The following is a 24,567-nucleotide window of genomic DNA, read 5'->3' on the forward strand; positions in this document are numbered from 1 at the left end:
GATGAAAATTTATGAGGGAAAACTGGTATCACAGGACAAGAAGTATGGAATCATAGTTGGAAGGTTCAATGAGTTTATAGGTGGAAAGCTACTTTCCGGAGCAATTGACGGACTTAAGAGACATGGTGTCGAAGAGGACAACATCGAGGTTGCATGGGTGCCGGGAGCCTTTGAAATACCACTTATTGCAAAGAAAATGGCTAAAACCGGCAGATATGATGCTGTCATCTGTCTCGGTGCCGTAATAAGGGGGTCTACTCCTCACTTCGACTATGTTTCAAATGAAGTGACAAAGGGTGTTGCCCATGTTTCCTTAGAAACTGAAATTCCTGTAATCTTTGGTGTTCTCACTACTGATTCAATTGAGCAGGCCATTGAGAGAGCCGGCACAAAGGCAGGCAACAAGGGATTTGAGGCTGCTCTGACTGCAGTTGAAATGGTAAACCTCCTTCAGGAAATCTAATGGCGGAGAGCTCAAAAAAATGTATTATTGAAGATGTAAAGACAATAATACTTGACTTTGACGGCACCATACATGAAAGCATAAAGGTCTACGGCCCTGCATTCAGGAAGTGCTACAGATTCCTTGTGGATCTGGGTTGTGCCGAGGAAAAAGAGTGGGCAGACGGAGAAATAGCCAGATGGCTTGGTTTCACCAAGGAAGAGATGTGGAAGGACTTCATGCCCGACCTAGACACAGATATAAGGCACAAGGCAGGAGGAATGATAGGAAAGGAGATGAACAGTCTCCTTTCGGGCGGCAAGGGAGTTTTGTACCATGGAGCCCTTGAAGTTCTTGAAGGGCTCAAGAAAAGAGGATATAGCCTTGTTTTTATGAGCAACTGCAGTGTGAAATACAGGGACATGGTCACCGAGGTTTTTAATCTCGACAGATACTTCGACCATATATATTCTTCGGAAGAGTTTGGATTCATACCGAAGGATGAAATATTCAGGATGGTAAGCGGCTCGCTGAAGCCCGGATTTGCAATGGTCGGGGACAGGCACAAGGATATGGAGGTAGGAGTCGGCAACGATGTCTGCACAATAGGCTGTCTTTACGGATACGGCAACAGTGAAGAGTTGAAGGATGCGGACAGGCTGATAAATGACATATCTGAGCTGCTGGAGATATTTAAATAGAAGAATAATCATTATTATGTGAATTGTGACATGTAAAGGCGGCTGAATGTTGTAAAACATAAGCCGCTGTTTTGTTTTTAGATTGCTTGTTTTGTTTGCAAGATGGATATATTAGATATATAATGGATTACAGAATATTAGCCGGAGATTGATTATATTATGAAGATAAAATATATCAGACAAATAGCGGTGATAGCCATTGTAGACGTGCTGGCTTCTCTTTTCTATCTTGATGTACCCATTGAGGGATTCAGGTTAACCTTTGCAGTGGTGTTTTATCCTCTGCTTCTGAACATGTACCATGAGGTTAATCCAATTATTGCACTGGTATTTGCGGGAATAGCGGAAATACTGTCAAGAAGCTGGCTTCTTGCAATGTTGACAGGTGATTTTACAGCTGCGCTCATGAGCAGTTATCAGGAAATTCCTTTCTATTTCATGTATGGACTTGTGTTTTATTTGCTATATACCAAAAGTCAGGTAAGGATCACGGCTTTAAGGAGCTTTTTCATATTTTTCCTTTGTGATTTCACAGGCAATCTATTTGAATTCATCACAAGGGTATTTACCCTGCCGGGAACCCAGAAGCCTGAAACTGTCCAATATATTGTCATTGCCGCCCTTATAAGAGCAGCTATAGCGGTTATCGTAATAAGGATCCTGAGACATTTTGAGCTTCTGGCCGTAAGGGAGGAGCACGAGGACAGCAACAAGAACCTCATGTCCATAGCTACTGACCTGAAAGCTGAAACATACTTTCTCGACATGAATCTCAGCTATATAGAGAATGTGATGAATGATGCCTATACACTCTACGGTGAAATATCCAGTGCGGAAATCGACCAGTCCCTTAAGAAGCTTTCCCTATCCATAGCAAAGGATGTCCATGAAATAAAGAAGGATTATATCAGGGTCATTCGTGGAATAGATGAAATAATGGACAGGAAGCTCAAGACCAGCAAGATGAAAATGAAGGATGTGTTTGATATCCTGAGGGAAAGCACCGAAAGGATACTTAAGCATACGGAAAAGGACATAGACATTTTCTTCGACATAGAGGACAATTATTATATAGAGGAGCATTTCTCCTTTATGTCCGTTTTCAGAAATCTCATCAACAATGCTATAGAAGCCGTTGAGAAGAAGGAAGGAAAGGGACTTGTGGAAGTCAGACAATATTCGGAAAATGGGAACGATGTATTTACAGTAAGAGACAACGGTGAGGGAATAAAGGAGAAAAACCTTAAATATATTTTTACACCGAGATTTTCGACGAAGTTCAATGAGAACACCGGCAGCATCAGCAGGGGAATAGGCCTTACCCTTGTGAAGTCCGTTGTGGAAAACAAGTTCGGCGGTGAAATAACCGTTGAATCTGAATACGGTGCCGGTACGGTTTTTAAGATATCCATACCTAAGGGTAATCTGGGAGGTTAAGATGCTTAGAATATACATAGTTGACGATGACATATCTGCAATCAAGGTATTGGAAAACATAATCGAGGACAACGACCTTGGCGAAGTAATAGGATTTTCCCTTGGAGGGGAGGCTGCTGTCGACGAAATACTGTCGCTGGAGCCGGATATTGTTCTTATAGACCTTTTGATGCCTGAAAAGGATGGAATCGAGATGGTCAACGACATAAGGAAGCACAATGAAAGCATAAAGTTCATAATGATTTCCCATGTCAATACGAAAAACATGATAAGCAGTGCATACAAGTCAGGAATAGAATTCTTCATCAACAAACCTATAAACAATATAGAAGTGAAGATTGTAATGGAAAAGATTGCTGAAAAGATTAACATGGAAAAAATCTTTTCCCAGATAAGCAGTGTAGTTGTCAAGAAGGAAAAAGCCTCAGGCAGGAAGGATGATGACGACCCGGTAACGGATATAATCACCAGCATAAGAAGAATTCTCAACAGACTTGGAATTCTTGGTGAAAAGGGCGGAGAGGACATACTGAAGGTATGCAGATACCTTGTTGAAAACAAGGTGTCAATATATGACTACAGGTTCAAGGACATATGCAAAAAACTCACCGATGACAATCCAAAAGCGATGGAGCAGAGAATCAGGAGGGCTGTCAACATGGGTCTTAACAATCTTGCAAACATAGGCATTGAAGACTATATGAACATTACTTTCACCAGATATTCCAATTCGCTGTACAATTTTCAGGATGTCAAGGCCCAGATGGATTACATACGTGGAAACAGGATGTCTGGCGGTAAGATAAACGTAAAGAAGTTTATTGACAACCTTATGGCAAATCAGGAGCTTAGGGAAAATTAAAAGAATATTCAAGCCCCTTTATTATCAGCTTAAAAAATCACAGAAACTAAAAGTTTTTGTGATTTTTTTTGCTATTTTGGTATTTTTTTGTATTTTTTTGTTCTCCATATTTAGAATGTATTTAAGAAAACGATACCACGGCACCATGGCACCACAATCTTTATTAAATTTAGGAGGACTTATATGTCAATCAAAGAGACAAAGGCTAAAAACATGACATTCGGGAAGGCAATAATACCGGTAATATTTTTAATCGCTTCACTTTTTGTAGGAATCAACATCTACGGTGCGGATCCTCATATTCCGATTCTGGCTACGGCAATTGTGGCAGCTTTAATAGGAATGACTTCAGGATACACCTGGAAGGAAATGGAAGATGCAATAGTTGAAACCATAAGGATTTCAATGCAGGCAATACTGATACTCATGATAATCGGTGCAGTGACGGGAGCATGGATCCTGTCAGGAACAGTTCCTTCAATGATATACTACGGGCTGCAGATAATATCTCCGGGTATATTCCTGGTTGCAACTACGATCATATGTGCAATCGTTTCCATAGCTACGGGAAGTTCGTGGACTACTGCCGGTACTGTAGGTATAGCACTTATAGGTATAGGAGAAGGCCTCGGCATACCTCTTCACATAGTGGCTGGAGCAATAATCTCCGGTGCATATTTCGGAGACAAATTATCACCTCTTTCCGACTCGACAAACCTTGCTCCTGCAATGGCAGGATCGGAGCTTTTTGAACATATAAGACACATGCTTTATACTACTATTCCAAGTCTTGTAATAGCATTGATACTATACGGAATCATAGGCATTAAATATGCCGGAAACACTCTGGATACACATAATATCCAGGTAATACTTGATGGAATCACTTCACAGTTTGCAGTGAGCCCGCTGCTTCTCGTACCACCGGTACTTGTAATATTCATGGTTGTATTCAAGATTCCTGCCATACCGGGACTAATAGGCGGAACTGCTGTTGGAGCAATATTTGCAGTGGTATTCCAGGGAGCGGACCTTGGAGCCATAATAGATGTAGTACATTACGGATTTGTATCCGATACAGGAGTTGAAGCTGTTGATACCCTTCTTTCAAGAGGTGGAATCGACGGAATGATGTGGACAGTGTCTCTTATAATCTGTGCAATGTGCTTCGGCGGAATAATGGAAAAGACAAGGATGCTTGAAGCGATAGCAAGAAAGATACTTTCACTGGCAAGCAGCACTGGATCAGTTGTTCTTTCAGCAGTGCTTACTGCAATTGCATGTAACTTCGTTGCAGGCGACCAGTACCTGTCAATAGTTATAACAGGTAGAATGTACAAGGATATATTCGACGAGAAGGGACTTCATCCAAAGAACCTCTCAAGAGTCCTTGAAGATTCGGGAACTCTTACATCGGCACTTGTGCCCTGGAACACTTGTGGAGCATTCATGTACAAGACTCTGGGAGTTCATCCGTTTGCATATGCGCCATATGCATTCCTCAACCTTCTTAACCCGTTGATTTCCATATTCTACGGATATACCGGAATCACAATGGAAAAGGTGAAGAGTGCAAGGGAAGAGAAGAAGGCGTTCAGGGGAGTAGCGGAGCAAATTGGCAAATAACTGAATTGCAAATTATGGGAATGGTTTTTCGGGCTTGTAACATATATGATGACACAGGAACCGTCGGTTTTAAGCAACCGGCGGTTTTTCTTTTGTGTAAAAAAGCATTCATGATATAATTATACATGCACTTGTGTTTTATCAATGAATATTTGATAAACAATTATTAGATGACAAGGGGGATGGTTCCATGAACAGGCTTAAAATAGGTGAGATGGCAAAGGTGAACAAGGTCACCATACAGACCTTGAGGCATTATGACAATATTGGGCTTCTTAAGCCGTCGATGGTGGATGAGGATACGGGATACAGGTATTATCACATAAACCAGAGTGCCAAGCTTGACCTTATCAACTATATGAAGCTTCTGGGAATGTCCCTTGACCAGATAAAGAAGCTTTTTGAAAAGAACGACATTGAACTTATAGTTGAGAACCTGAACCGGCAGCTTAAGTGGATAGAGGAAAACAAGAAGAAGCTTGAAATAATGGAAAGAGGGGCAATGAGGTTCAAGGAGAATCTCGGGGAATATGAAAGAACCCTTGAAGATGAGTCTGTAAGAATTATAGAGTTTTCCGAAAGGCGTATTTTTTGTTATGACAGCGGAATGAACATATATGAAAAGGGTATAGAGACCTATGAGTATATGCTTAGGGAATTGAAGAATCAGGTACAGCTCAACAACCTTCCCATGATATACTTCCACAATGTCGGTTCCATAATTAGAAAGAAAAACATTAAAGCTAGAAACTACAAATCCACCGAGATTTTCGTCTTTGTTGACAATGACTACAGCAGGGAGGAAGGATTCGAGAGTGTAATGGAAGGTAAATACGCCTGCATCTGTTTCAAGGGTGAGGAGGGCTTTGAAAACGAACTGTATTATGCGGAAAAGCTTCTTGACCATGTCAGCGGAAATGGATATGAAATAGTGGGAGACTATCTCTGTGAAGTGATAACTGAGCTTCCCGTATTCGATGAAAACAGCAGGGGAATGTATATCAGACTACAGGTTCCAATAAGATGAATGGATTAAAATAAAATAATAGAACATCCTTGACCCTATTGTAACAATAGGGTTTATAATTTAATTAGTGGAAAATCAAATAAATCTCCGATTCTTATGTTCCGGCAGAAAACATAGACAGAATCAGGAATATAGGGACTATGGGTATTAAAAGTGATTTTATGCCTGCCGTGATTGCAAAGGAGCTATTCGAATATTTCGGGTATGCTCTTTTTTGATGTCTGGTAAAGTTGGTATTATTGTAACCGCTCCACAATTATGACTAACGGCTCCCTACTCCCTCCTTCCATGAATCTACAATTTATTATGTTGATTCAAGGTCGTCGAAGTCGAGACCTCGCTGTTATTCATAATTGCTAAACTGGTTGTGTGAAATATGATAACTTTACTTAGAATTTTAGTAAAGATGGAGGTGGGAAACATTCTCATAAGAGTGAAGCTGAAGGGAATGCTGGCTTCTTCAGCAGGCTTCAGGGACAAGGATATGGAAGTTGAGTCGGGGATTGATATCCATGGACTTCTTGAGTTTCTGGAGATAACTATTAAGCCCAGCTGGCTCATTGCAAGTGTGAATAACAGTATTTCAAGGAAAACTACGGTTATTGAAGAAGGGGACACGGTAGAAATATTCATAGCAGGAGGAGGTGGATAAGGGAATACCGTCTTGATCAACAAGGTACGCAAATCTGAAGGTATCAATAACCAGACGATGTGTTTATCTGGTGTTTATAAAAATTTTAAGGAGGATTTTATGAAACCGGGAGTAATTAAAGTAAGGGTAAATCCTGACCTGTGTCAGGGTTGCAGGGCATGCGAATCGGTGTGTTCTGTGTTTCATTTGGGAGCGGTTGATCCGGCTGCTACAGGAATAAAGATCAAGGAAAAGAAAATAGGTCATTTCAACCAGACCGTATGTCAGCAGTGCGAGGACATGGTATGTGCGGAACGCTGTCTGGCCGATGCCATATCCAGGGATGCATTCACTGGTGCGGTGACAATAAGCGATGCCTGCATCGGCTGTGGGAAATGCGCCGAGGATTGTCCAGTAAATGCCATAAGCATGATAGAAGTAGAGGGAAGGTCAATGGCCTTTAAATGTGACTTGTGCGGTGGAGTTCCGGAATGTGTGAAAATTTGCCCTAGACAGGCATTGGGATGGTGATGAAATGAAAGGATATAAGGATTGTGTATTGAGGATAGACCTGACGTCCGGAAGTATAGGCAGGGAAAAGCTCAACGAAGAATATGTGAAAAGATACCTTGGAGGAGAAGGTTATGGAGTGGCGTTATTGTGGGATGAGGTTCCCCATGATGCGGAACCTCTATCGGAGAAGAACATCCTGTCCTTCAACACGGGACCGCTTACAGGAACTCCCATGGCTTCTGCATCAAGAACCTCGATAAATTTTCTTTCGCCGCTGTCCAATACCATAGGGTCGTCAAACATGGGAAGCCATTTCGGGGCCGAGCTCAAGTTTGCAGGATATGATTCTGTCATATTTGAAGGAAAGGCAGACAAGCCGGTAATTGTGGTCATAGATGACGACAAGGTGGAAATCAGGGAAGCATCCCATCTCTGGGGCAAAAATACAAGGGAAACCACTGAAATGCTCTATGAGGAATTGGGCAAGGAATTCAAGATTTCATGCATAGGGCAGGGTGGAGAAATGCTTTCGAGTCTTGCCTGCATTTTCAGCGACGACTGTTTTGCCGGAAGAGGGGGAGCAGGTGCCGTAATGGGATCAAAGAATCTTAAGGCCGTAGCAGTCAGGGGAACCGGGAAGATAGAGATAGAAGACAAGGACAGGTTCCTTGAGATAAATGCGGTAGCGATAAAGGAAATAAGGGATGAGGTGTATACCTGGGGGCCAGTCCATGGATATGGAACTCCTGCATGGCTTGACGGAGCCAATGAATGCGGAATGCTTCCAACCAGGAACTTCAGACAGAACTATTTCGAGAAGCTTGAACCTATAATGCCTTACAATCTTTGGAACAACAGGGAAAAGTTTGATGTCAGAAGAAGAGCCTGTTATTCATGCCAGCTTGGTTGCCACAAGTATGTTGTGATGAAGAATACAGGTTCTGGAGAAGACGTAGGGATTGGTGAACTTGAATATGAAACAATTGCAGCTCTTGGTCCAAGATGTGGAGTTAATTCATACGAGGACATAGCAATGGCAAACTATTATTTGACAATATACGGTTTGGATACAATTTCAGGAGGAGCGACGATATCGGCTGCCATGGAATTGTTTGAAGAGGGAATTATCACAAAAGAAGACCTCGACGGACTAGAACTGAATTTCGGAAATGGAAAGGCAATGGTGGAGCTTATAAGAAAGATGGGCCTAAGGGAAGGTTGCGGAGACTTGTTTGCTGACGGATCCCAGGTTGCAGCGGAGAAAATCGGAGGCAGGGCCCTTGACTACACAATGACTGTAAAGGGTATGGAAATATCAGCTACAGACCCAAGGGGAAGCTCTGCTATGACAGTATCCTTCGGAACTTCCGAAAGGGGAGCCTGCCATATGAGGCCCTATGCTGCTACCATAGATGCATTTGGATATCTGTATCCAGACCTTGGAGTTGAGGAGCCGAGAGATCCCTTCGATGACAGTGAATCAAAGGAATGGTTGAAATCGGTGAAGGAATTCTTTGTAGTTACGAACCTTATAGGAATATGTGACTTCAATGTAATCAACTGCGAGCTTCACGCAACCACCCTTGCAGCCCTTTATACTGCACTTACGGGGATAGATACAGACAAGGAAGAACTTCTCAGAAAGGCTGAAAGGACGATAGCTCTCGAAAGAGCCTTGAACTATGAAAGGGGGTTCAGAAGGGAAGACGACAAGCTGCCTAATCGCTTCATGACTGAAGGAGCCTTTGCAGGACCTCCAAAAGGAAGGAAGGTAGACATGGAAAGTGCCCTTGACAGGTATTACGAGGCATGCTCCTATGACAAGGAAAAGGCTATTCCGACAAGGGAAAAATTCCAGGAGCTTGGTATGGAGGATATATACAACGGCCTTCTTGCCCAAAAATAACAAAGTATAGATATATTCAATTAAATGGACAAATATTAAGGTCGACAACCCCTGTGAAAATCGCTTGATTTCCACAGGGGTTGTTTGTTATAATACAGTAAATTTCACAAATTTGAGTATTTTTGAAGTCTTGGAAAGTGAAAATTCATATGCCTTTCACATTGGTGTTATGCAGTCTAGGAAAATTGGAGAAATATATGAACAGGAATGAAATAAACAGGATACTCAAGCTGTCGCTTAAGGCAGGAAGGATTCTTCTTGAAAATGGCGCCGAAACCTATAGGGTGGAGGAGACAATAAATCTGATATGCAATTCCAAGGGTATTGAAAATGCAAGCTGCTTTGTAATTCCTACAGGAATATTCATAAACCTCGAATATGAAGGGGAATACTATTCCATTATTCATAGGACAAATGTCAAAAGGGTGGACCTTGAAAGAATAGCAATGGTTAATAATTTTTCCAGAAGCTTTGCTTCCGGAGACCTTGCAGTGGCTTATGCCGACAAAGAGCTTGAAAAAATAAACAGTGCACCGGAATTCAAGAAATGGGAGATTGTTTTAGGCGGCGGCATTGTGGGAGGATTTTTCAGCCTCTTGTTTGGTGGAGGTTTGATTGAATTTCCTCTTGCCTTTGCAACAAGTGTACTGGTAATCATATTCACAATGATATCCGACAAATACAGGCTTCCGTTCTTTGTGAAGAACTTTATTGGAGGCATGATAAATATGCTGTCGACGCTGGTTATGGTGAAGTCGCTGGAATACTTCGGATTGGGTGCAGACATTGACAGTATAATAATTGGTTCCATCATGCCCCTGGTACCGGGACTTGCAATAGTCAATGCAATCAGGGATATAATATCAGGGGATTTGGTTTCGGGAACATCAAGGATGACGGAGGCGGTTTGGATAGCGGTCTCTTTGGCTCTTGGAGTAGGTACGATTCTCCAGGGATATATTATGATATTTGGAGGAAGAATATGATACTGGATTTTATTTTCTCCTTTTTGTGTACTTTCGGATTTGGAGTATTGTTTAATATACCCCGGAAACAACTGGTGCTTGCTTCTACAGGAGGGGCTGTGGGATGGACGGTGTACTCGCTTTTCCTCCTTCAATTTGACTCCATAGTCATGGCGGCGTTTACGGGAGCTCTGGCAGTGGGCATGGTCAGTGAAATAATGGCTAAATTAAGAAGGGTGCCTGCCACTGTTTATGTTGTTCCCGGAATCATTCCACTTGTGCCTGGATATGGCCTTTATTATTCAATGAAAAAAATAATCGAATCCGATTACATTGAAGCCATGGAGGTTGGGACGGAGACTGTTCTAGTGGCATTGGCTATTTCAAGTGCTGTGATACTGACGACTTCCATAGGAAGAAAGATTCATGGAAGCCGGAGAGGGAATATGAACTAAACTTAATGCTTTTAAGAGACTAAAGCGTTGATTTTAGGGTATAGATTATGATATTATACAATAAATCAACAGGACATATGTTTTCAAGAAAGAGGGTATGTATACTTAACCTTCCTATGCTATAGGAAATGACAAGCCTGATGATAAATAAAATTTAGGAGATTTAATATGAGTAAAGAACATAACTGCTGCTGCGGCGATGATAACTTAGAAAAAGACAACTGTTGTACAGACAACAAGGAAGACAAATGCTGTGAGAGTCATGAAGAGCATAACCATGAAGGATGCGGACACGAATGCGAATGCGGTGCACATGATCGTGAACTTCCGCAGGAAGCAAGCGAAGATACAATGATGGTTACTTTCGACGACGGAGAAGAAAAGGAATGCCTTGTTCTTGCAGTCGTTGAAATTGACGAGCAGGAATACATTGCACTTCTTCCAGAGGGACAGGAGGAATACTTCATCTACGGATACAAGGAAGATGAGGAAGGTGTTGAGCTTCTGGCTATAGAGTCCGACGATGAATTCGAAAAGGTAGGAAGTGTATTTGAAGAGATCTTCGGAGGAATGGACGAGGAATAAAATTTTCCGACTTGTAATATAATGCTTATTATCATAGAGATGAACGGGTGTTCATCTCTATTGTATTTTAATTTATAATATTTGAATTTGTTAAAAGGTGGTAGATTTATGAAAATTGATTTGAGAAGATTATTGGTATTTATATTGGCAGCGGTTTTGTCCCTGTCAATTCTTGTCGGTTGCGGGCAGCAGGAAGAGCCTGCAGAAGATAATGCTGATGGAGAAAAAAGTGACAGTGAAGGTTTCTGGGATGGCGAGGTTGAAGATTTCGATTTTGACGAATACAGGGCGGAATGCCTGCCTGGCAGCGACTATGTTCCTGAGGAGGGATTGCCCATAGTGAAGGTAAGCATAAAAGATGGAGATGACATAATTCTTGAGCTGTATCCTGAAACTGCTCCCAATACTGTGAATAATTTCCTGGCTCTTTCAAGGTCGGGATTCTATGACGGTCTTGTTTTCCATAGAATAATCGTGGATTTCATGATACAGGGAGGAGACCCCCTTGGAACAGGAACGGGAAATCCCGGTTATTCAATAGACGGTGAGTTTGCAAAGAATGGTTTTGACAACGATCTGAGCCACACGCCGGGAGTCATATCCATGGCTAGAAGCAGGGACTACAATTCAGCGGGAAGCCAGTTCTTCATAGTCCACGGTGATGCAACCTTCCTCGATGGAGACTATGCAGCCTTTGGGAATGTCATATACGGGTTTGAAGAGGTTGACAGGCTTGCAAATGTGAAAACGGGCTATGGAGACAAACCGGAAGAGGATGTAGTTATGGAGAGCATAAGAGTTGACCTGAACGGTTACGAATTTACGAATCCAACAATAAACAATTAAAACGTGGAACCGATAGCCTTTGATGGTTGTCGGTTCATTCTTGTGATATAATATTATAAATCGGGCAAAATCATTAAAGTGTATGGAGGCGGGTTATGGATTATATCTTGGAAGAAATTGAAGGGCTGTACAGGGTTATTATGTTAAAGGAGTTCAGGCGTACTCCGGGAGTTGACTTTGATATTATGGACAAGTCCATGGTTCCCAAAGTAGATGCTGTTGACCGGGTTATTCACAAGGGAAATGCCATATCGCCGGGGCCGGTAGGAGATGTTGAGAAAACATGGTACATGCATCCGCATCAGGCGGACAATCTCTTTGTACTTGCTGGGGAAAGGCATGTTGAAGTTTACACTCCTGAACATGGAAAAATAGAAAGGTTTCTAATAACTCCTGACTCTATAGAACACAACGGGGTGAAAATTTGTGATGGAAATGCAGTTGTGGTGTGGCCGCCTGGAGTTTTCCACAGGATAACCAGCGGTGCTGGAGGTTCGGCTTCAATAAATTTAGCAACCCATTACGAAGGATTTGATATCAGAACAAACTTCAATATATTCGAAGTTGATACAGTTACAGGTGAGTACAGAGTCATAAGGGAAGGTTACAGGGATCAAAAATAAAATTTAAAGGCACATGGAAATTGATTGGAATTTCCATGTGCCTTGATTTATTTAGCCTTTGTTTCACAATCAGGTGATATCAGCCACCAAGATAAGCTTCTTTGACAGCCTGGTCTTCAAGAAGATCGCTGGCTTTTCCTTCGGCGATTATGCTTCCTGTTTCAAGTACGTAGCCTCTGTCGGCAATCTTAAGGGCCTTGTTTGCATTCTGTTCAACGAGAAGAACTGTAGTGCCGGCATCGTTTACGTCCCTTATGATCTTGAATATTTCATCAACGAGGATTGGAGCCAGCCCCATTGAAGGCTCGTCCATGAGGATGATCCTAGGTCTTGACATTAGAGCCCTTCCCATTGCAAGCATCTGCTGCTCGCCACCGCTTAGTGTTCCTGCGGTTTGCTTCATCCTTTCCTTTAGCCTTGGGAATCTGGTGAATACCATTTCGAGGTCTTCCTTGATTTCACGTTGGTCCTTTCTTATAAAAGCACCCATTTCAAGGTTTTCCAGCACGCTCATCTTCGAAAACACCCTTCTGCCTTCTGGAACGTGGGCCATTCCCATATCGATTATCTGATGGGCCGGAATGCTTGCCATATTTTCATCCCTGAACTTCACTATACCGCTGGATGGAGTTAGAATTCCTGAAATAGTCTTTAGAATTGTGGTCTTTCCTGCTCCGTTAGCACCGATAAGTGTTACAATCTCGCCTTCTTTGACATGAAAACTCAGGTCGTGTATGGCATGTATTTTACCGTAAAAAACATTTATATCTTCAATTTTTAACATCTTTTCACCTACTCTCCCAAATATACCCTTATTACGTCGGGATTGTTCTTGATCTCGTCAGGAGTTCCCTTGGCAATAATCTTTCCGTAGTCGATAACCACTATTCTTTCGCAGATACCCATGACAAGATTCATGTCATGTTCGATTAGCAGTATTGTTATATCGAACTTGTCCCTGATGAAATGGATTGTCTCCATCAGTTCGTGGGTTTCCTGAGGATTCATTCCGGCAGCAGGCTCATCAAGCATTAATATTTTGGGATTTGTAGCAAGTGCTCTCGCTATTTCAAGTTTTCGCTGTTTTCCGTAAGGAAGATTTTTTGCAAGAGTATCTGCATAGTCCTCCATATCGAAAATTTTCAGGAAATCAAGACATTCCTGTTGTGCTTTCTTTTCTTCGGCCCAGTACCTTTTTCCTCTGAATATTCCTTCCAATGTGGAATAGTTCATTTCGTTGTGATAGGCTATCTTAATATTGTCTATCACTGTCAGGTCTTTGAAAAGCCTTATGTTTTGGAATGTTCTTGCTGCGCCGTGCCTTACAATTTCGTATGGCTTTTTGCCGGTAACGTCAACTCCCGCAAGCGTGATGCTTCCTTCGGTTGGGGTATATACTCCCGTGAGCATGTTGAATATTGTAGTTTTCCCGGCACCGTTTGGACCGATAAGACCAACAAGCTCGTGTTCCTCAATGGATACTTCAAAATTGTCAACGGCTCTCAGTCCGCCAAATTGCATTACTACTCCTTTGGTTTCCAATAATGCCATATTATTCACCTTCCTTTATTTCTTTTCTCGGTGAGATAATCTGGTTGTGCCTAAGCTTGTGAACAAACTTTGACATTGAGAATTCGTGTGTTCCGAATATTCCCTGAGGCCTGAATATCATCATTACAACAAGCAGTCCGGAATAGATCAGAAGTCTGTACTCTGCAAAATCCCTCAGTGCTTCTGGAAGTATTGTCAATAGGATTGCTGCAATAATTGACCCCGTCAAGCTTCCCATTCCACCAAGTACGACAATAACCAGTATTTCAACGGATCTCATGAATCCAAATGTGTTGGGATCCAAGACGGCTATATAATGAGCGTAGAGACCGCCGCCGATACCGGCAAAAAATGCTGCAATTGCAAAGCCCATAACCTTGTATCTGGTTGTCTGTATTCCTACGGCTTCTGCAGCTATTTCATCTTCTCTGATCGAGATTATCGCCCGTCCCTGTCTGGAGTGGGTAAGTGTGTATAGAATTCCAACTACCAAAACGGTAATCCAGAATACGCTGTTGAAGCTTGAAATCCTGGGAATTCCTGTAAGTCCCTGGGCTCCGCCTGTTAAACCCCTCATATTGTTGATGACCACCCTTATGACTTCACCGAATCCAAGGGTGATTATACCCAGGTAGTCGCCTCTTAAACGGAGGGCCGGTATACCAATCGCTATACCTACAAGTCCTGCTACAATGCCGGCTACGGTCAGACTGATTAGCAGAATAACCAATCCCGGCAGAAAGTCCAGATATTCCGGCAGTTGCAGACTCTTAAGGTGTGCATAAAGCGTAGGTTTAAGTGCAATTGCCGTTATGGCGGAAGCATAGGCTCCCACGGCCATAAAGCCGGCATGTCCAAGTGCCAGCTGGCCCAGATATCCTGTTGCAAGATTAAGACTTGTTGCAAGGACTATGTTTATGCAAATGAAAATGACAATGCCCGTATAGTATCTAGTCAATATGTTGGCGGATATTAGAACCTTCATCACTATGAAGAGGAGAATGATGGATACGATATTGAATGTATAACTTCTCTTTATGTTTGTATTCATTTTCTACACCTTCTCTCTTTCGTTTTTGCCAAGTATGCCTGTAGGTTTGAATATAAGAACCACTATGAGTATACCGAATACTATGGCGTCTGACCACTGGCTGGAAATGTATGCTTTTGTAATGGTTTCGACCATACCTATTACAAAACCTCCAAGCATGGCTCCGGGAATGAGGCCTATACCACCGAGTACAGCGGCTACAAAAGCCTTAAGTCCAGGCATTATTCCCATTGTAGGATACACCTGGGTATATGCGATGGCGTAAAGTACTCCACCCAAAGCACCAAGTGCCGAACCGATGGCGAATGTGATGCTTATTGTCCTGTTTACGTTGATCCCCATAAGAATTGAAGCTTCCTTGTCTTCAGAAACTGCTCTCATTGCTTTTCCGGGTTTTGTTCTTTTAATGAAGAAATCCAATAATACCATGAAGAATATTGAAAGTACTATTGTTATTATGGTTACTGTACCTATTTGTAGCGGTCCGATCATTATAGGTTTTTTTACTATAACGTCAGATGGCATAACTTTTGGGTCTGCCTTGAATATTACAAGGGCCAGATTCTGCAGAAATAAACTCATACCTATTGCAGTTATTAGTGCGGATATTCTTGGTGCCTTTCTTAATGGCTTGTATGCCAGTGTCTCAATAGTAATACCCAGAAGTGCTGCCAGTACCATTGATACAACGAGCACTGCTATGAAGGGCATTCCAGTTGCAATAACTGTAATGAATGCGAAATATGCACCCATCATCATTACTTCGCCGTGGGCAAAGTTGATCAGCTTGATTATACCGTAAACCATGGTGTAACCAAGGGCTATTACAGCATATATACTACCTACGGACAGACCGTTTATCAACTGCTGTAAGAATAAAATCAATGTCGTTCCTCCTTTGGATAGCAAATAAAACTGTAGGAGAGACATAATCTCTCCTACAAGGTTTTATCCATATCTCCGTTATAATTGTTGAATGTCTATGTGTTGCTTTTAGTTTCCGCTAACCTTTGCAGCCAGAACGTGTGTTCCGTCTACGATCTGGATAACTGAAATGCTTTTTTGAGGGTCTCCGTTTTCATCGAATACTATATGTCCGGTTACACCGTCTGAATCAGTTTCTGCAAGAGCTGCTATTATAGCCTCTGAATCTTCGGAACCAGCTTTTTCAAGAGCATCCTTCATGATGTATGCTGCGTCATATCCAAGTGCTGCAAGAGCGTTTGGAGTTTTGTCCCACATTTCTTCGTAAGCTGCTATGAAGTTTTGAACGATTTCAGCTTCATCAGTTTTTGCGTAGTGGTTTACGAAATAGTGTCCTTCTGCAACATCTGCATAATCTTCTTCGATTCCGTCCCATCCGTCAACACCTATGCATACAACATCAAGTCCGATTTCTTCTATTTGAGCAAGTATTGTTCCAACCTTTGCTATATAGTCAGGAAGGAAAAGTACATCCGGGTTTTCAGCCTGAATCTTTGTAAGAACTGTTTTGAAGTCCGCGTCGTTCTTTGTGTATCCCTCGTAGCTTGTCACAGTTCCGTTTTCAGCGAATTTCTCGTTGAATGAAACTGCAAGTCCTTCAGAGTAAGCATCTTCTGTGTTGTAAAGGATCGCTGCTTTTGTAGCTCCAAGGTTTTCAGCTGCGAAAACTGCTGCAGTGATTCCCTGGTATGCGTCAGTGTAGCATGCTCTGAATACGTTCGGTGCATCGATAGTTACATCAGCGTGAGTTGCTGTAGGAGTAAGTACGGGCATTCCGTCCTCTACTGCAATTTCCTTTACAGAAAGAGTAACACCACTGAATGTAGCTCCAAGAAGTGCAGTTATTCCATCCTGGTCTCTAAGTCTGTTGTATGCATTGACACCTTCAGTCTTGTCTCCCTTTGAGTCGTAGGATACAACTTCAAGCATCTTTCCGTTGACTCCGCCAGCTGCATTGATTTCTTCAACTGCAAGTCTTACACCTTCGTCGTTTGATACGCCGTAAAGACTGTAGTCACCTGTCAAAGGTCCTATGAAACCAAGCTTGATTACTTGTGCTTCTTCAATTTCTGCGGTTTCGCTGGTGCCGCAACCTGTAAGTACTGTTGATAATACCAATACGGCTATTATCATTAATGCTAAAATTCTTTTTTTCATTTTGTTTTTGTCCTCCCCAAGATTTAATGAAAATTCTTTATATATTGTATACCAGGGTTAATAATTATTCAAGTGGTTTTTATTGCGAATAAACAAAAAATTACAAAGTTGTAATCTAATTGACTTTGTGTAAACGAATTGTGTGTTTGTTACGCGCACAAATTAATTAGTGCACAAAAATACGTTATGGCGGCTAAAAAAGGCTACAATTGAATGTTACAATATTGTAACATTTTTATACAATGTTTGTTTTTAAAAATACAATCCTGATAAATGATCTGATTTTAGTACAATAATAGTTGACGTCAGAAGAAGAGATTGCTAGGTTTATTTGATGCATAAATATGCAGGAAGTGCAAAACATTACACATTAAACTTGGCATTACAACTATTTCCTGTTATGCTAACAGGTCTTTTATACAATAAGGTTGGTTAAATATTGGACAGCTTTAATATGTATACAGCAAAAAGGAGCCGGAAGGCTCCTTTTGCTGTCAATTATTCTGTGATATTTAGGGTTTATATTGAGGAATATATTAAACTACATAGGCATATTGTGAAGCATGATGGTGAATACAACCATTCCCAGGAGCGCAAATGGATAAGTGGCTCCATATCCTGTTGCAGGGTCGTCACTTCCAACTGCATCGACAGCAGCTCCAAGTCCGGGTGTTGAAGTCATTCCTCCACAGATGGCTCCTGAAAGCATTGTCCAGTTGATTTTGAAGACATGTCTTCCTACGAAGAAGCCTATGCCCATGGCAACTATTCCGACAACTACGGATACCAGAGCAAGATATGCACCTGTTCCTGCCAGTGATTCGAAAACCTTGAATCCATATCTAAGTCCAACGACAGCAAGGAAGAAAGCAAGGGATATCTGTCTTATGGTACCCAAAATCTGGTTGCTCATTCTGAAATTGAGAGGACCGATCTTTCCGATATGTCCAAGAATAAGTGAACCTATTAGAACTCCACCAGTGGCTCCGAGTGAAAGGAAGCCCAGAGGCCCCAGGTTTATCTTAAGCTTGCCAATCGTAAAGCCAACAAAACAGGCAAGTATAAATGCGGTAAGGTCAAAAGATACTTCTTCAATTTGTTTTCCTCCTATTTCACTTCTGGCTTGTTCCATCTCAGCCCTGTATTTTTTCTTTTCATCTTCTACATCTATTCCAAAAAGTTTTGGGAAGAAGTTAACTGCTATTATTACTATTACAACTCCCATTGGGTATCCTATTGCATGACCAACTCCGATTTCTGCAGCTGCGTTGTTTATGAATGCTGTCTTTTGCTCGTCGGTGAGTGTTGGAGTGTTTTCTGAAGTGGCGCCTTCTTCGCCAAGTATATATAGGAATCTTTCCTTCTCTTCTGCCGGAAGGTATTCGTATTCTTCTGACCAGTCAGTAGCATGACCTGTTGCTGTTTCAATGGCTGCGGCAAGGCCCGGTGAGCTGGTTAGAGCCCCTGTATAGACTCCTGACACTTCGTATGGACTTGCCTTTGAGTTGAGAAGTGTCATGGCATAAGTCGTAGATGCGCCAAGGAATGTAATGAGTATTCCCAGTACAACAAATTTTGTACCATATCTCTTGAGAACAAGGCCCATATCCTTTGATGCTAGAAGACCTACTGCTGCAACAAACAATATTAGGAACAGATAGAAAAAGTTCTTGGGTATTACACCAGATACTATCAAGTCAGTTGCATATTTGCTGTCGTCGAGGTCTTTGGCATATTTAAGGATTCCCCATCCTATAACAAGCCCTGTGAAAAGACATCCTGAAATTCCGAAGCTGAACTTTCCGAATTTGACTTTCCCGAAAAGCATACCTGATAAAACAGTAATAAACATTAGTACGAAGGGATTCATAATCCATTCAGTAATATTGAATTCCATATACTACCTCCTAAATCTTTCTTTGTTATAAATCTATCATGGATACCGCCGCAGGAAAACATTTTCAATATATATTAAATAGTTTTTTAAATAAATTAAATGAAATTTAAAATTATTACACAAATAAAGCGTTAAACAATTAACGAACTAATAAATGTGAAGATTGAAATTTATTCGTCATGTCAGCCTTTTGTATTGATAAATGGCTTATTGTTTTAGTAACAGATGCAATTATTTGGATGTGAATAAACAAATACGAAAATAAACAAAAAAATATTCGTTGTTTGATTGACTATGAACAGACATTCTGATAATATATAGTAGCTAAAATGCTTAAATTGTTTCAAGGACGTCCTTGTTTGTGTAACTGGGACCCCCTGAAGGTTAATAATAGAGTAAACACCCGAGGGTGTTTAAGGAGGAAAAAATGTCAAATCTAGTTATATTGGGAGCACAGTGGGGCGACGAAGGAAAGGGTAAAATCACCGACTTTCTAGCAAAAGAAGCCAGTATGGTAGTAAGATACCAGGGTGGAGACAATGCTGGACATACAGTTGAACTTGGAGACCAGAAGTACAAGCTTCATCTTGTTCCTTCGGGAATTCTATACAAGGATAAGCCGTGTGTAATAGGTAATGGAGTTGTTGTAAATCCAAAAGCTCTTGTGAAGGAGATGGATTATCTGAACGACCTGGGAGTATCTACCGACAACCTGGTAATATCAGACAGAGCCCATATCATTTTCCCATACCATTTAGAAATAGACAGACTGGAAGAAGAAGCCAGAGGAGAGAACAAAATTGGAACGACTGTAAAGGGAATAGGTCCGTGCTACAGAGACAAGGTTGAAAGATCCGGTATCAGGATGTGCGACTACCTTAACAAGAAAGACTTCGAAGACAAGCTTAGATACAATATCAAAAGAAAGAACGACCTTATTGTGAAATACTACGATGCCGAGGCTCTTGATGAAGATGCAATAGTGGAAGAGTATATGGGTCATATGGAAAGAATTTCAAAATACATAACTGATATAAATGTTGTGATGAGACAGGCTGTAAAGGATGATGCCAAGATTCTTTTCGAGGGAGCACAGGGAACTCTTCTTGATATAGATTATGGAACATATCCGTTCGTTACATCTTCACATCCTACAACCTGCGGCATTGCAGTTGGTGCAGGAATAAGCCCCTACAGCCTTGACAATGCACTTGGTGTTGTCAAAGCCTACACTACAAGAGTGGGAATGGGACCTTTCGTTACGGAACTTCACGACGAAATGGGAGACAACATAAGAGAAAAGGGATTCGAGTACGGAACTACAACGGGAAGACCTAGAAGATGCGGATGGCTTGACATGGTAATGCTCAACTACTCTGTACAGATAAACGGATTGTCTTCAATGGCAATAACAAAGCTTGACACCCTTTCCGACATAGAGAAGCTGAAAATATGTGTGGCATACAAACTCGACGGAGAGGTAATAGACTATTTCCCAGCAAGTCTTGAAACACTTGGAAGATGCGAGCCTATCTATATAGAGATGGATGGATGGAAAATGGAAGATGTCCTTAAGGCCAAGACCTATGAAGAGCTTCCTGAAAATGCAAGGCTGTATGTAGAGAAGATGGAAGAGCTTTCAGGCGTTCCTGCAGACATAGTTTCAGTGGGACCGAAGAGAAGCGAAACTTTCATAAGAAAGGATCTTTTCTAATAGCTTAAGAAAATTAGATATATGATTTATTAAAATAACACCGTCATAGTTGGCGGTGTTTTTATTTTTTAGATTAGATTTTTTGTATCAATTTCAACCCTTTTGCAGAATTCAATGGCTTCATTAAAGGTTCTTGTATATTCATCTTCTGTTATTTCCATGTCGTGTATTAACATGTGTCTCAGGAAATAATCAAGAGAATCTTCTATGGTCATATCTATGTGGCTGTTGATTAGTCCTTTTATTAGTGACTTGGAGAAACCATCGCTTGTAATTAAGTAAGTTTTAAAATCATTATCCGTATATTGAGGCTTGAATTTTTTAAATAAAAGCTTAACATTCCTGAAATAGGAAGTTATTATACGTTCAAGGTTTTTTGAACTATAGTCGGCATAACGGACAAGGTCCAAGTGAACAACCTGAGTAGACTTATTTAAAGCTATGTATTTGAAGGTCAGCCAATACTGTGTGATTACCTTAAAGAGGATGTCTGGATTCTTTTTCTCAATGTCGTCAATGATTTTGAATATTTCTATTATTATGAGATCGAATATTTCCCGTGCAATGAATTCCTTGTTCTTGTAGTAATAGTATATGGATGAATGAACAATATTTACTTCACCGGCAATATCCTTAATGTTTGTATTGTAATAACCCTTTTCTTCAAAGAGTTTTATTGCAGCGTTTATAATTGCTTTCTTTGTTTCAGAACTTTTCTTGTAAGCCATTTTTCACCTCGTTGATTTGAACATTAATTCCTGTTATTAAAATTTATATTAAAAAACATGTGTTGTCAATGAAAACAGCAAAGCATTGGATAATATGGCAAAATTTCGAACTGATATTTATCTGAATCATCTAAAGTGCCGATTTGAATTTTGACACGTGTCAAGAAAACGTTGACAATGATAATATTTATGATATAATTAAAGCGTAAATTAGACACGTGTCGAAATTGGGGGATATTTTAAATATAAAGTGAATTCAGAGGAGGCGAAATGATGAAAGAATATTTGAGATTTACGCGTAGAGAACTGCACATGTATCCTGAAGTAAGATTTGAACTTGACAGAACATGCGGGTTTGTAAAACAAGAGCTTGAATCAATAGGGCTTGTAGCTGATGAAAGTTATGGGATAAGCAGCGTTACAGCTTTACTGGCGGTCGATAAGTCATTTAAGACTCTTGGATTAAGGGCTGATATGGATGCGTTGGACATAACTGAAATAAGTGACAAGGAATACAAATCCAGGATAGAAGGCAAGATGCACGCATGCGGACATGATGTACATACAGCTATGCTGTTGGGTGCTGCCAAAGCCCTTGTAGAAAATAAAGACAAGCTGAAGTATAACGTCAGGTTCATATTTCAATCATCGGAGGAAGGACCTGACAGCGGTGCGAAACATTTGGTGGAAGATGGAATAATGGATGATGTGGATATGATATTTGGTATGCATGTCAGCAATCAAATGGATACGGGGACCGCCGGCATGTGTATAGGCAATGCAGCAGCTTCGGCAACCAGGTTTTCAATTGAGGTTACTGGAAAGGGTGGTCATGCGGGGACTCCCCACCTTGCAATTGATGCGATTGCAATGTCTGCACGTATCATTAATGACATACAGCATTTAGTGGCCAGAGAGATGAATCCATTTAATCCTTTGGTTGTAAATGTGGGAACTATCAGTGGCGGTTCCATTAGCAATGGTGTAGCCGAAAATGTAAATATGACAGGGACTATAAGGACATTTTCAAAAGATACAGCAGAGTATTTGAAAAACAGGATAGAAACAATTGTGAAGACTGTAACTGAAAGTTGTGGAGGAACCTACAAAACAGTTTTCAATGACGGATTACCACCGGTTATCAATGAAAAAGGAATATCGATGTTTTTTGCAGACAAGATCAAAGCAATGATAGGTGATGACAAATTTATATTTATTGATGAAGGAATGATGGGGTCTGAAGATTTTTCCTATTATCTGACTAAGAAACCAGGGTCTTTCATATGGCTAGGTACAGGCAGTGAAGAAAAGAATATCAGAACTGCACATCATGATCCAAGATTTGATATTGACGAAGAGGCAATGATGGTTGGTGTTGAAATATTTAAAAATCTGGCAATGCAAGAATAGAAAGGAGTTTACTATGGAAGGGAAAAATGTAACTAAGAATGAACCGGTACAAGTAAAAATGAAAAGAGAATTTCCACATGTTTTGGTAGTATTGATTGTTATGGTAGTTTTAACAGCAATTTTGACATACATAGTACCGGCAGGACAGTATGAAAGAGTATTGAATGAAGCTACTGGAAGGATGGTTATAGATCCTGCTTCTTTTACTTATATAGACAGTAGTCCTGTTGGGCCATTTGCCATATTAGTGAGTATTGAAGAAGGGCTTATTGCTGCATCAGGAATTACATTTTTGATTTTTATGGCATTTGCGGCACTGTATGTTATAGAAAGAACAGGTGCAATTGATGCTAGTATTGTCGCCATGACAAGAAAAATTGAAAAACATCCTAAGTCTTCCAACTTAATGATAGCAGCAGTAATGATACTGATTTCCGCATGGGGATCAACAGGCACCTTGTCGTATGAGGAAATTCTTGCATTTATACCAATATTTGTAACCTTATCCCTAGCTCTAGGGTATGACCCGCTTGTAGGTATAGGAATGTCCTTTACTTCTGTTGGTGTAGGATTTGCTTCTTCTACAATTAATCCGTTTACAGTCGGTATTTCCCAGCAAATTGCGGAGCTTGAACTCTTCTCTGGGATAGGATTTAGAATAGCTGTACTGGTGGTTATGACTCTGTTGTCGGTTGCATATGTTCTTAGATATGCAAACAAGGTAAAGAAAGACCCTACAAAAAGCTATGTATATGGAATTGACTACTCGGATTTCGTAATTGACGGCGAGAGGGCGCAGACGGAAATGACAGCTACGAGAAAAGCTACCTTGTTTGTACTTTTTATTGGTGTAGTCATCATGGGGTATGGCCTTATAAATCTGCATTGGTATATAAACCAGGTTGCAGCAATATTTATGGGAGTGGCAATTTTCACTGGTATAGTTAATAAATGGTCTCCAAACAAGCTTGCAAGCATTTTTGTTGAAGGATTATCAAAAGGAGTATTATCAGCATTGGTTGTTGGATTTGCCAGAGGAGTACTTGTAGTAATGCAAAAAGGACAGATAGTGGATACTGTAGTTCACAGCTTTACGGATTCACTCAGCAGTTTGGGTCTTTATCTAAGCAGTGTGGGAATGCTTGCTTTCCAGACTGTACTAAATTTCCTTATTCCTTCCGGAAGTGGTCAGGCAGCAGTATCAATGCCAATAATGACTCCTATTGCGGACCTTATTGGAATGAACAGACAGATAGCATGTCTTATATATCAGTTTGGTGACGGTTTCTCAAATATGCTTTGGCCTACAGGTTTCCTTTTAATAGGATGTGCAATAGCCAAGGTACCCCTTAACAAGTATTATAGATGGTTTCTTCCATTCTTTGGGATTTCTGTTATTGTACAGATAATATTTATTTTTATAGCAATAAAAATTAATTATGGACCATTCTAAAT

General features: G+C 40.9%; 24 protein-coding genes and 1 riboswitch. Of the genes, 17 read left to right on the forward strand and 7 right to left on the reverse strand.

What is annotated here, in order from left to right; all coding sequences use genetic code 11:
- The first annotated feature begins 1 nt into the window (after nucleotide 1).
- The 14 genes from ribH (at nucleotide 2) to BUB05_RS02355 (ending at nucleotide 12,619) form a co-directional block, all read left to right on the forward strand.
- Nucleotides 2-463, forward strand: coding sequence for a 6,7-dimethyl-8-ribityllumazine synthase (ribH, locus tag BUB05_RS02290; RefSeq protein WP_073046517.1), 462 nt, complete (start codon nucleotides 2-4; stop codon nucleotides 461-463).
- Nucleotides 463-1,143: an HAD family hydrolase gene (locus BUB05_RS02295; protein ID WP_073046520.1), complete on the forward strand. Its 681-nt coding sequence runs from the start codon at nucleotides 463-465 to the stop codon at nucleotides 1,141-1,143. Before ribH ends, BUB05_RS02295 begins: the two co-directional genes overlap by 1 nt.
- A 159-nt stretch (nucleotides 1,144-1,302) precedes the next feature.
- The gene (locus tag BUB05_RS02300) at nucleotides 1,303-2,580 is read left to right on the forward strand and encodes an ATP-binding protein (protein ID WP_073046523.1); all 1,278 of its coding nucleotides are present in this window, start codon (nucleotides 1,303-1,305) and stop codon (nucleotides 2,578-2,580) included.
- Between the two features lies 1 nt (nucleotide 2,581).
- A complete protein-coding gene (locus BUB05_RS02305) occupies nucleotides 2,582-3,442 on the forward strand; it encodes a response regulator (protein ID WP_073046527.1) in 861 nt (286 codons plus the stop codon).
- A gap of 183 nt (nucleotides 3,443-3,625) precedes the next feature.
- Complete coding sequence (nhaC, locus tag BUB05_RS02310) at nucleotides 3,626-5,068, forward strand: Na+/H+ antiporter NhaC (RefSeq protein ID WP_073046530.1); 1,443 nt, start codon at nucleotides 3,626-3,628, stop codon at nucleotides 5,066-5,068.
- A gap of 190 nt (nucleotides 5,069-5,258) precedes the next feature.
- The gene (locus tag BUB05_RS02315) at nucleotides 5,259-6,095 is read left to right on the forward strand and encodes a MerR family transcriptional regulator (protein ID WP_073046533.1); all 837 of its coding nucleotides are present in this window, start codon (nucleotides 5,259-5,261) and stop codon (nucleotides 6,093-6,095) included.
- A 73-nt stretch (nucleotides 6,096-6,168) separates the two neighbouring features.
- A riboswitch (molybdenum cofactor riboswitch) is annotated at nucleotides 6,169-6,294 on the forward strand.
- A 177-nt stretch (nucleotides 6,295-6,471) separates the two neighbouring features.
- Nucleotides 6,472-6,747 carry a MoaD/ThiS family protein gene (locus BUB05_RS02320; protein WP_073046536.1) on the forward strand — a complete coding sequence of 92 codons (276 nt, stop codon included), beginning with the start codon at nucleotides 6,472-6,474 and terminating at the stop codon, nucleotides 6,745-6,747.
- A gap of 99 nt (nucleotides 6,748-6,846) precedes the next feature.
- Complete coding sequence (locus tag BUB05_RS02325; protein WP_073046538.1) at nucleotides 6,847-7,257, forward strand: 4Fe-4S dicluster domain-containing protein; 411 nt, start codon at nucleotides 6,847-6,849, stop codon at nucleotides 7,255-7,257.
- A gap of 4 nt (nucleotides 7,258-7,261) precedes the next feature.
- Nucleotides 7,262-9,145 carry an aldehyde ferredoxin oxidoreductase family protein gene (locus tag BUB05_RS02330; RefSeq protein ID WP_073046541.1) on the forward strand — a complete coding sequence of 628 codons (1,884 nt, stop codon included), beginning with the start codon at nucleotides 7,262-7,264 and terminating at the stop codon, nucleotides 9,143-9,145.
- A gap of 197 nt (nucleotides 9,146-9,342) precedes the next feature.
- The gene (locus BUB05_RS02335; protein WP_073046544.1) at nucleotides 9,343-10,131 is read left to right on the forward strand and encodes a threonine/serine exporter family protein; all 789 of its coding nucleotides are present in this window, start codon (nucleotides 9,343-9,345) and stop codon (nucleotides 10,129-10,131) included.
- On the forward strand, nucleotides 10,128-10,565 hold the full coding sequence (locus BUB05_RS02340; RefSeq protein ID WP_073046547.1) for a threonine/serine exporter family protein: 438 nt from the start codon (nucleotides 10,128-10,130) through the stop codon (nucleotides 10,563-10,565). Before BUB05_RS02335 ends, BUB05_RS02340 begins: the two co-directional genes overlap by 4 nt.
- A gap of 168 nt (nucleotides 10,566-10,733) precedes the next feature.
- Nucleotides 10,734-11,150 carry a DUF1292 domain-containing protein gene (locus BUB05_RS18400; protein WP_094762654.1) on the forward strand — a complete coding sequence of 139 codons (417 nt, stop codon included), beginning with the start codon at nucleotides 10,734-10,736 and terminating at the stop codon, nucleotides 11,148-11,150.
- A 108-nt stretch (nucleotides 11,151-11,258) separates the two neighbouring features.
- Entirely contained in the window at nucleotides 11,259-11,996 is a 738-nt protein-coding gene (locus BUB05_RS02350) for a peptidylprolyl isomerase (RefSeq protein ID WP_073046550.1), read from the forward strand.
- Nucleotides 11,997-12,091: 95 nt separating this feature from the next.
- Complete coding sequence (locus BUB05_RS02355) at nucleotides 12,092-12,619, forward strand: hypothetical protein (RefSeq protein WP_073046553.1); 528 nt, start codon at nucleotides 12,092-12,094, stop codon at nucleotides 12,617-12,619.
- Between the two features lie 79 nt (nucleotides 12,620-12,698).
- Here BUB05_RS02355 and BUB05_RS02360 read toward each other — a convergent pair whose 3' ends face one another.
- The 6 genes from BUB05_RS02360 to BUB05_RS02385 all read right to left on the reverse strand — a co-directional run bounded on the left by BUB05_RS02360 (nucleotide 12,699) and on the right by BUB05_RS02385 (nucleotide 19,260).
- Complete coding sequence (locus BUB05_RS02360; protein ID WP_073046556.1) at nucleotides 12,699-13,403, reverse strand: ABC transporter ATP-binding protein; 705 nt, start codon at nucleotides 13,401-13,403, stop codon at nucleotides 12,699-12,701.
- 8 nt (nucleotides 13,404-13,411) lie between these two features.
- On the reverse strand, nucleotides 13,412-14,170 hold the full coding sequence (locus BUB05_RS02365; protein WP_073046560.1) for an ABC transporter ATP-binding protein: 759 nt from the start codon (nucleotides 14,168-14,170) through the stop codon (nucleotides 13,412-13,414).
- A gap of 1 nt (nucleotide 14,171) precedes the next feature.
- Nucleotides 14,172-15,221 (reverse strand): branched-chain amino acid ABC transporter permease, encoded by a 1,050-nt coding sequence (locus tag BUB05_RS02370; RefSeq protein WP_073046563.1) that lies wholly within the window; start codon nucleotides 15,219-15,221, stop codon nucleotides 14,172-14,174.
- Nucleotides 15,222-15,224: 3 nt separating this feature from the next.
- The gene (locus BUB05_RS02375; RefSeq protein WP_245819729.1) at nucleotides 15,225-16,103 is read right to left on the reverse strand and encodes a branched-chain amino acid ABC transporter permease; all 879 of its coding nucleotides are present in this window, start codon (nucleotides 16,101-16,103) and stop codon (nucleotides 15,225-15,227) included.
- Between the two features lie 111 nt (nucleotides 16,104-16,214).
- A complete protein-coding gene (locus BUB05_RS02380; RefSeq protein ID WP_073046570.1) occupies nucleotides 16,215-17,363 on the reverse strand; it encodes an ABC transporter substrate-binding protein in 1,149 nt (382 codons plus the stop codon).
- A 541-nt stretch (nucleotides 17,364-17,904) separates the two neighbouring features.
- Nucleotides 17,905-19,260, reverse strand: coding sequence for an aspartate-alanine antiporter-like transporter (locus BUB05_RS02385; RefSeq protein ID WP_073046573.1), 1,356 nt, complete (start codon nucleotides 19,258-19,260; stop codon nucleotides 17,905-17,907).
- Nucleotides 19,261-19,687: 427 nt separating this feature from the next.
- Here BUB05_RS02385 and BUB05_RS02390 point away from each other — a divergent pair, with 427 nt between their 5' ends.
- Nucleotides 19,688-20,974, forward strand: coding sequence for an adenylosuccinate synthase (locus tag BUB05_RS02390; RefSeq protein WP_073046576.1), 1,287 nt, complete (start codon nucleotides 19,688-19,690; stop codon nucleotides 20,972-20,974).
- Between the two features lie 68 nt (nucleotides 20,975-21,042).
- On the opposite strand, the gene BUB05_RS02395 is transcribed toward BUB05_RS02390, so the two are convergent.
- Complete coding sequence (locus tag BUB05_RS02395; RefSeq protein ID WP_073046579.1) at nucleotides 21,043-21,702, reverse strand: TetR/AcrR family transcriptional regulator; 660 nt, start codon at nucleotides 21,700-21,702, stop codon at nucleotides 21,043-21,045.
- A gap of 270 nt (nucleotides 21,703-21,972) precedes the next feature.
- Here BUB05_RS02395 and BUB05_RS02400 point away from each other — a divergent pair, with 270 nt between their 5' ends.
- Both BUB05_RS02400 and BUB05_RS02405 read left to right on the forward strand, forming a co-directional pair.
- The gene (locus BUB05_RS02400; protein WP_073046582.1) at nucleotides 21,973-23,112 is read left to right on the forward strand and encodes a M20 metallopeptidase family protein; all 1,140 of its coding nucleotides are present in this window, start codon (nucleotides 21,973-21,975) and stop codon (nucleotides 23,110-23,112) included.
- Nucleotides 23,113-23,125: 13 nt separating this feature from the next.
- A complete protein-coding gene (locus BUB05_RS02405) occupies nucleotides 23,126-24,565 on the forward strand; it encodes a YfcC family protein (RefSeq protein WP_245819719.1) in 1,440 nt (479 codons plus the stop codon).
- Nucleotides 24,566-24,567: the final 2 nt, after the last annotated feature.

This window comes from Dethiosulfatibacter aminovorans DSM 17477 (assembly GCF_900142005.1).
Lineage (GTDB): Bacteria > Bacillota > Clostridia > Tissierellales > Dethiosulfatibacteraceae > Dethiosulfatibacter > Dethiosulfatibacter aminovorans.

Excerpts from the sequence above, each read along its gene's own strand:
- BUB05_RS02340 (WP_073046547.1), top strand. The coding sequence starts at position 10,128 with ATGATACTGGATTTTATTTTCTCCTTTTTGTGTACTTTCGGATTTGGA.
- BUB05_RS02355 (WP_073046553.1), top strand. The coding sequence starts at position 12,092 with ATGGATTATATCTTGGAAGAAATTGAAGGGCTGTACAGGGTTATTATG.
- BUB05_RS02315 (WP_073046533.1), top strand. The coding sequence starts at position 5,259 with ATGAACAGGCTTAAAATAGGTGAGATGGCAAAGGTGAACAAGGTCACC.
- BUB05_RS02300 (WP_073046523.1), top strand. The coding sequence starts at position 1,303 with ATGAAGATAAAATATATCAGACAAATAGCGGTGATAGCCATTGTAGAC.
- BUB05_RS02400 (WP_073046582.1), top strand. The coding sequence starts at position 21,973 with ATGATGAAAGAATATTTGAGATTTACGCGTAGAGAACTGCACATGTAT.
- BUB05_RS02405 (WP_245819719.1), top strand. The coding sequence starts at position 23,126 with ATGGAAGGGAAAAATGTAACTAAGAATGAACCGGTACAAGTAAAAATG.
- BUB05_RS02350 (WP_073046550.1), top strand. The coding sequence starts at position 11,259 with ATGAAAATTGATTTGAGAAGATTATTGGTATTTATATTGGCAGCGGTT.
- BUB05_RS02360 (WP_073046556.1), bottom strand. The coding sequence starts at position 13,403 with ATGTTAAAAATTGAAGATATAAATGTTTTTTACGGTAAAATACATGCC.
- ribH (WP_073046517.1), top strand. The coding sequence starts at position 2 with ATGAAAATTTATGAGGGAAAACTGGTATCACAGGACAAGAAGTATGGA.
- BUB05_RS02325 (WP_073046538.1), top strand. The coding sequence starts at position 6,847 with ATGAAACCGGGAGTAATTAAAGTAAGGGTAAATCCTGACCTGTGTCAG.
- BUB05_RS02390 (WP_073046576.1), top strand. The coding sequence starts at position 19,688 with ATGTCAAATCTAGTTATATTGGGAGCACAGTGGGGCGACGAAGGAAAG.
- BUB05_RS02395 (WP_073046579.1), bottom strand. The coding sequence starts at position 21,702 with ATGGCTTACAAGAAAAGTTCTGAAACAAAGAAAGCAATTATAAACGCT.
- BUB05_RS02380 (WP_073046570.1), bottom strand. The coding sequence starts at position 17,363 with ATGAAAAAAAGAATTTTAGCATTAATGATAATAGCCGTATTGGTATTA.
- BUB05_RS02365 (WP_073046560.1), bottom strand. The coding sequence starts at position 14,170 with ATGGCATTATTGGAAACCAAAGGAGTAGTAATGCAATTTGGCGGACTG.
- BUB05_RS02385 (WP_073046573.1), bottom strand. The coding sequence starts at position 19,260 with ATGGAATTCAATATTACTGAATGGATTATGAATCCCTTCGTACTAATG.
- BUB05_RS02305 (WP_073046527.1), top strand. The coding sequence starts at position 2,582 with ATGCTTAGAATATACATAGTTGACGATGACATATCTGCAATCAAGGTA.
- BUB05_RS02370 (WP_073046563.1), bottom strand. The coding sequence starts at position 15,221 with ATGAATACAAACATAAAGAGAAGTTATACATTCAATATCGTATCCATC.
- BUB05_RS18400 (WP_094762654.1), top strand. The coding sequence starts at position 10,734 with ATGAGTAAAGAACATAACTGCTGCTGCGGCGATGATAACTTAGAAAAA.
- BUB05_RS02330 (WP_073046541.1), top strand. The coding sequence starts at position 7,262 with ATGAAAGGATATAAGGATTGTGTATTGAGGATAGACCTGACGTCCGGA.
- BUB05_RS02335 (WP_073046544.1), top strand. The coding sequence starts at position 9,343 with ATGAACAGGAATGAAATAAACAGGATACTCAAGCTGTCGCTTAAGGCA.
- BUB05_RS02320 (WP_073046536.1), top strand. The coding sequence starts at position 6,472 with ATGATAACTTTACTTAGAATTTTAGTAAAGATGGAGGTGGGAAACATT.
- nhaC (WP_073046530.1), top strand. The coding sequence starts at position 3,626 with ATGTCAATCAAAGAGACAAAGGCTAAAAACATGACATTCGGGAAGGCA.
- BUB05_RS02295 (WP_073046520.1), top strand. The coding sequence starts at position 463 with ATGGCGGAGAGCTCAAAAAAATGTATTATTGAAGATGTAAAGACAATA.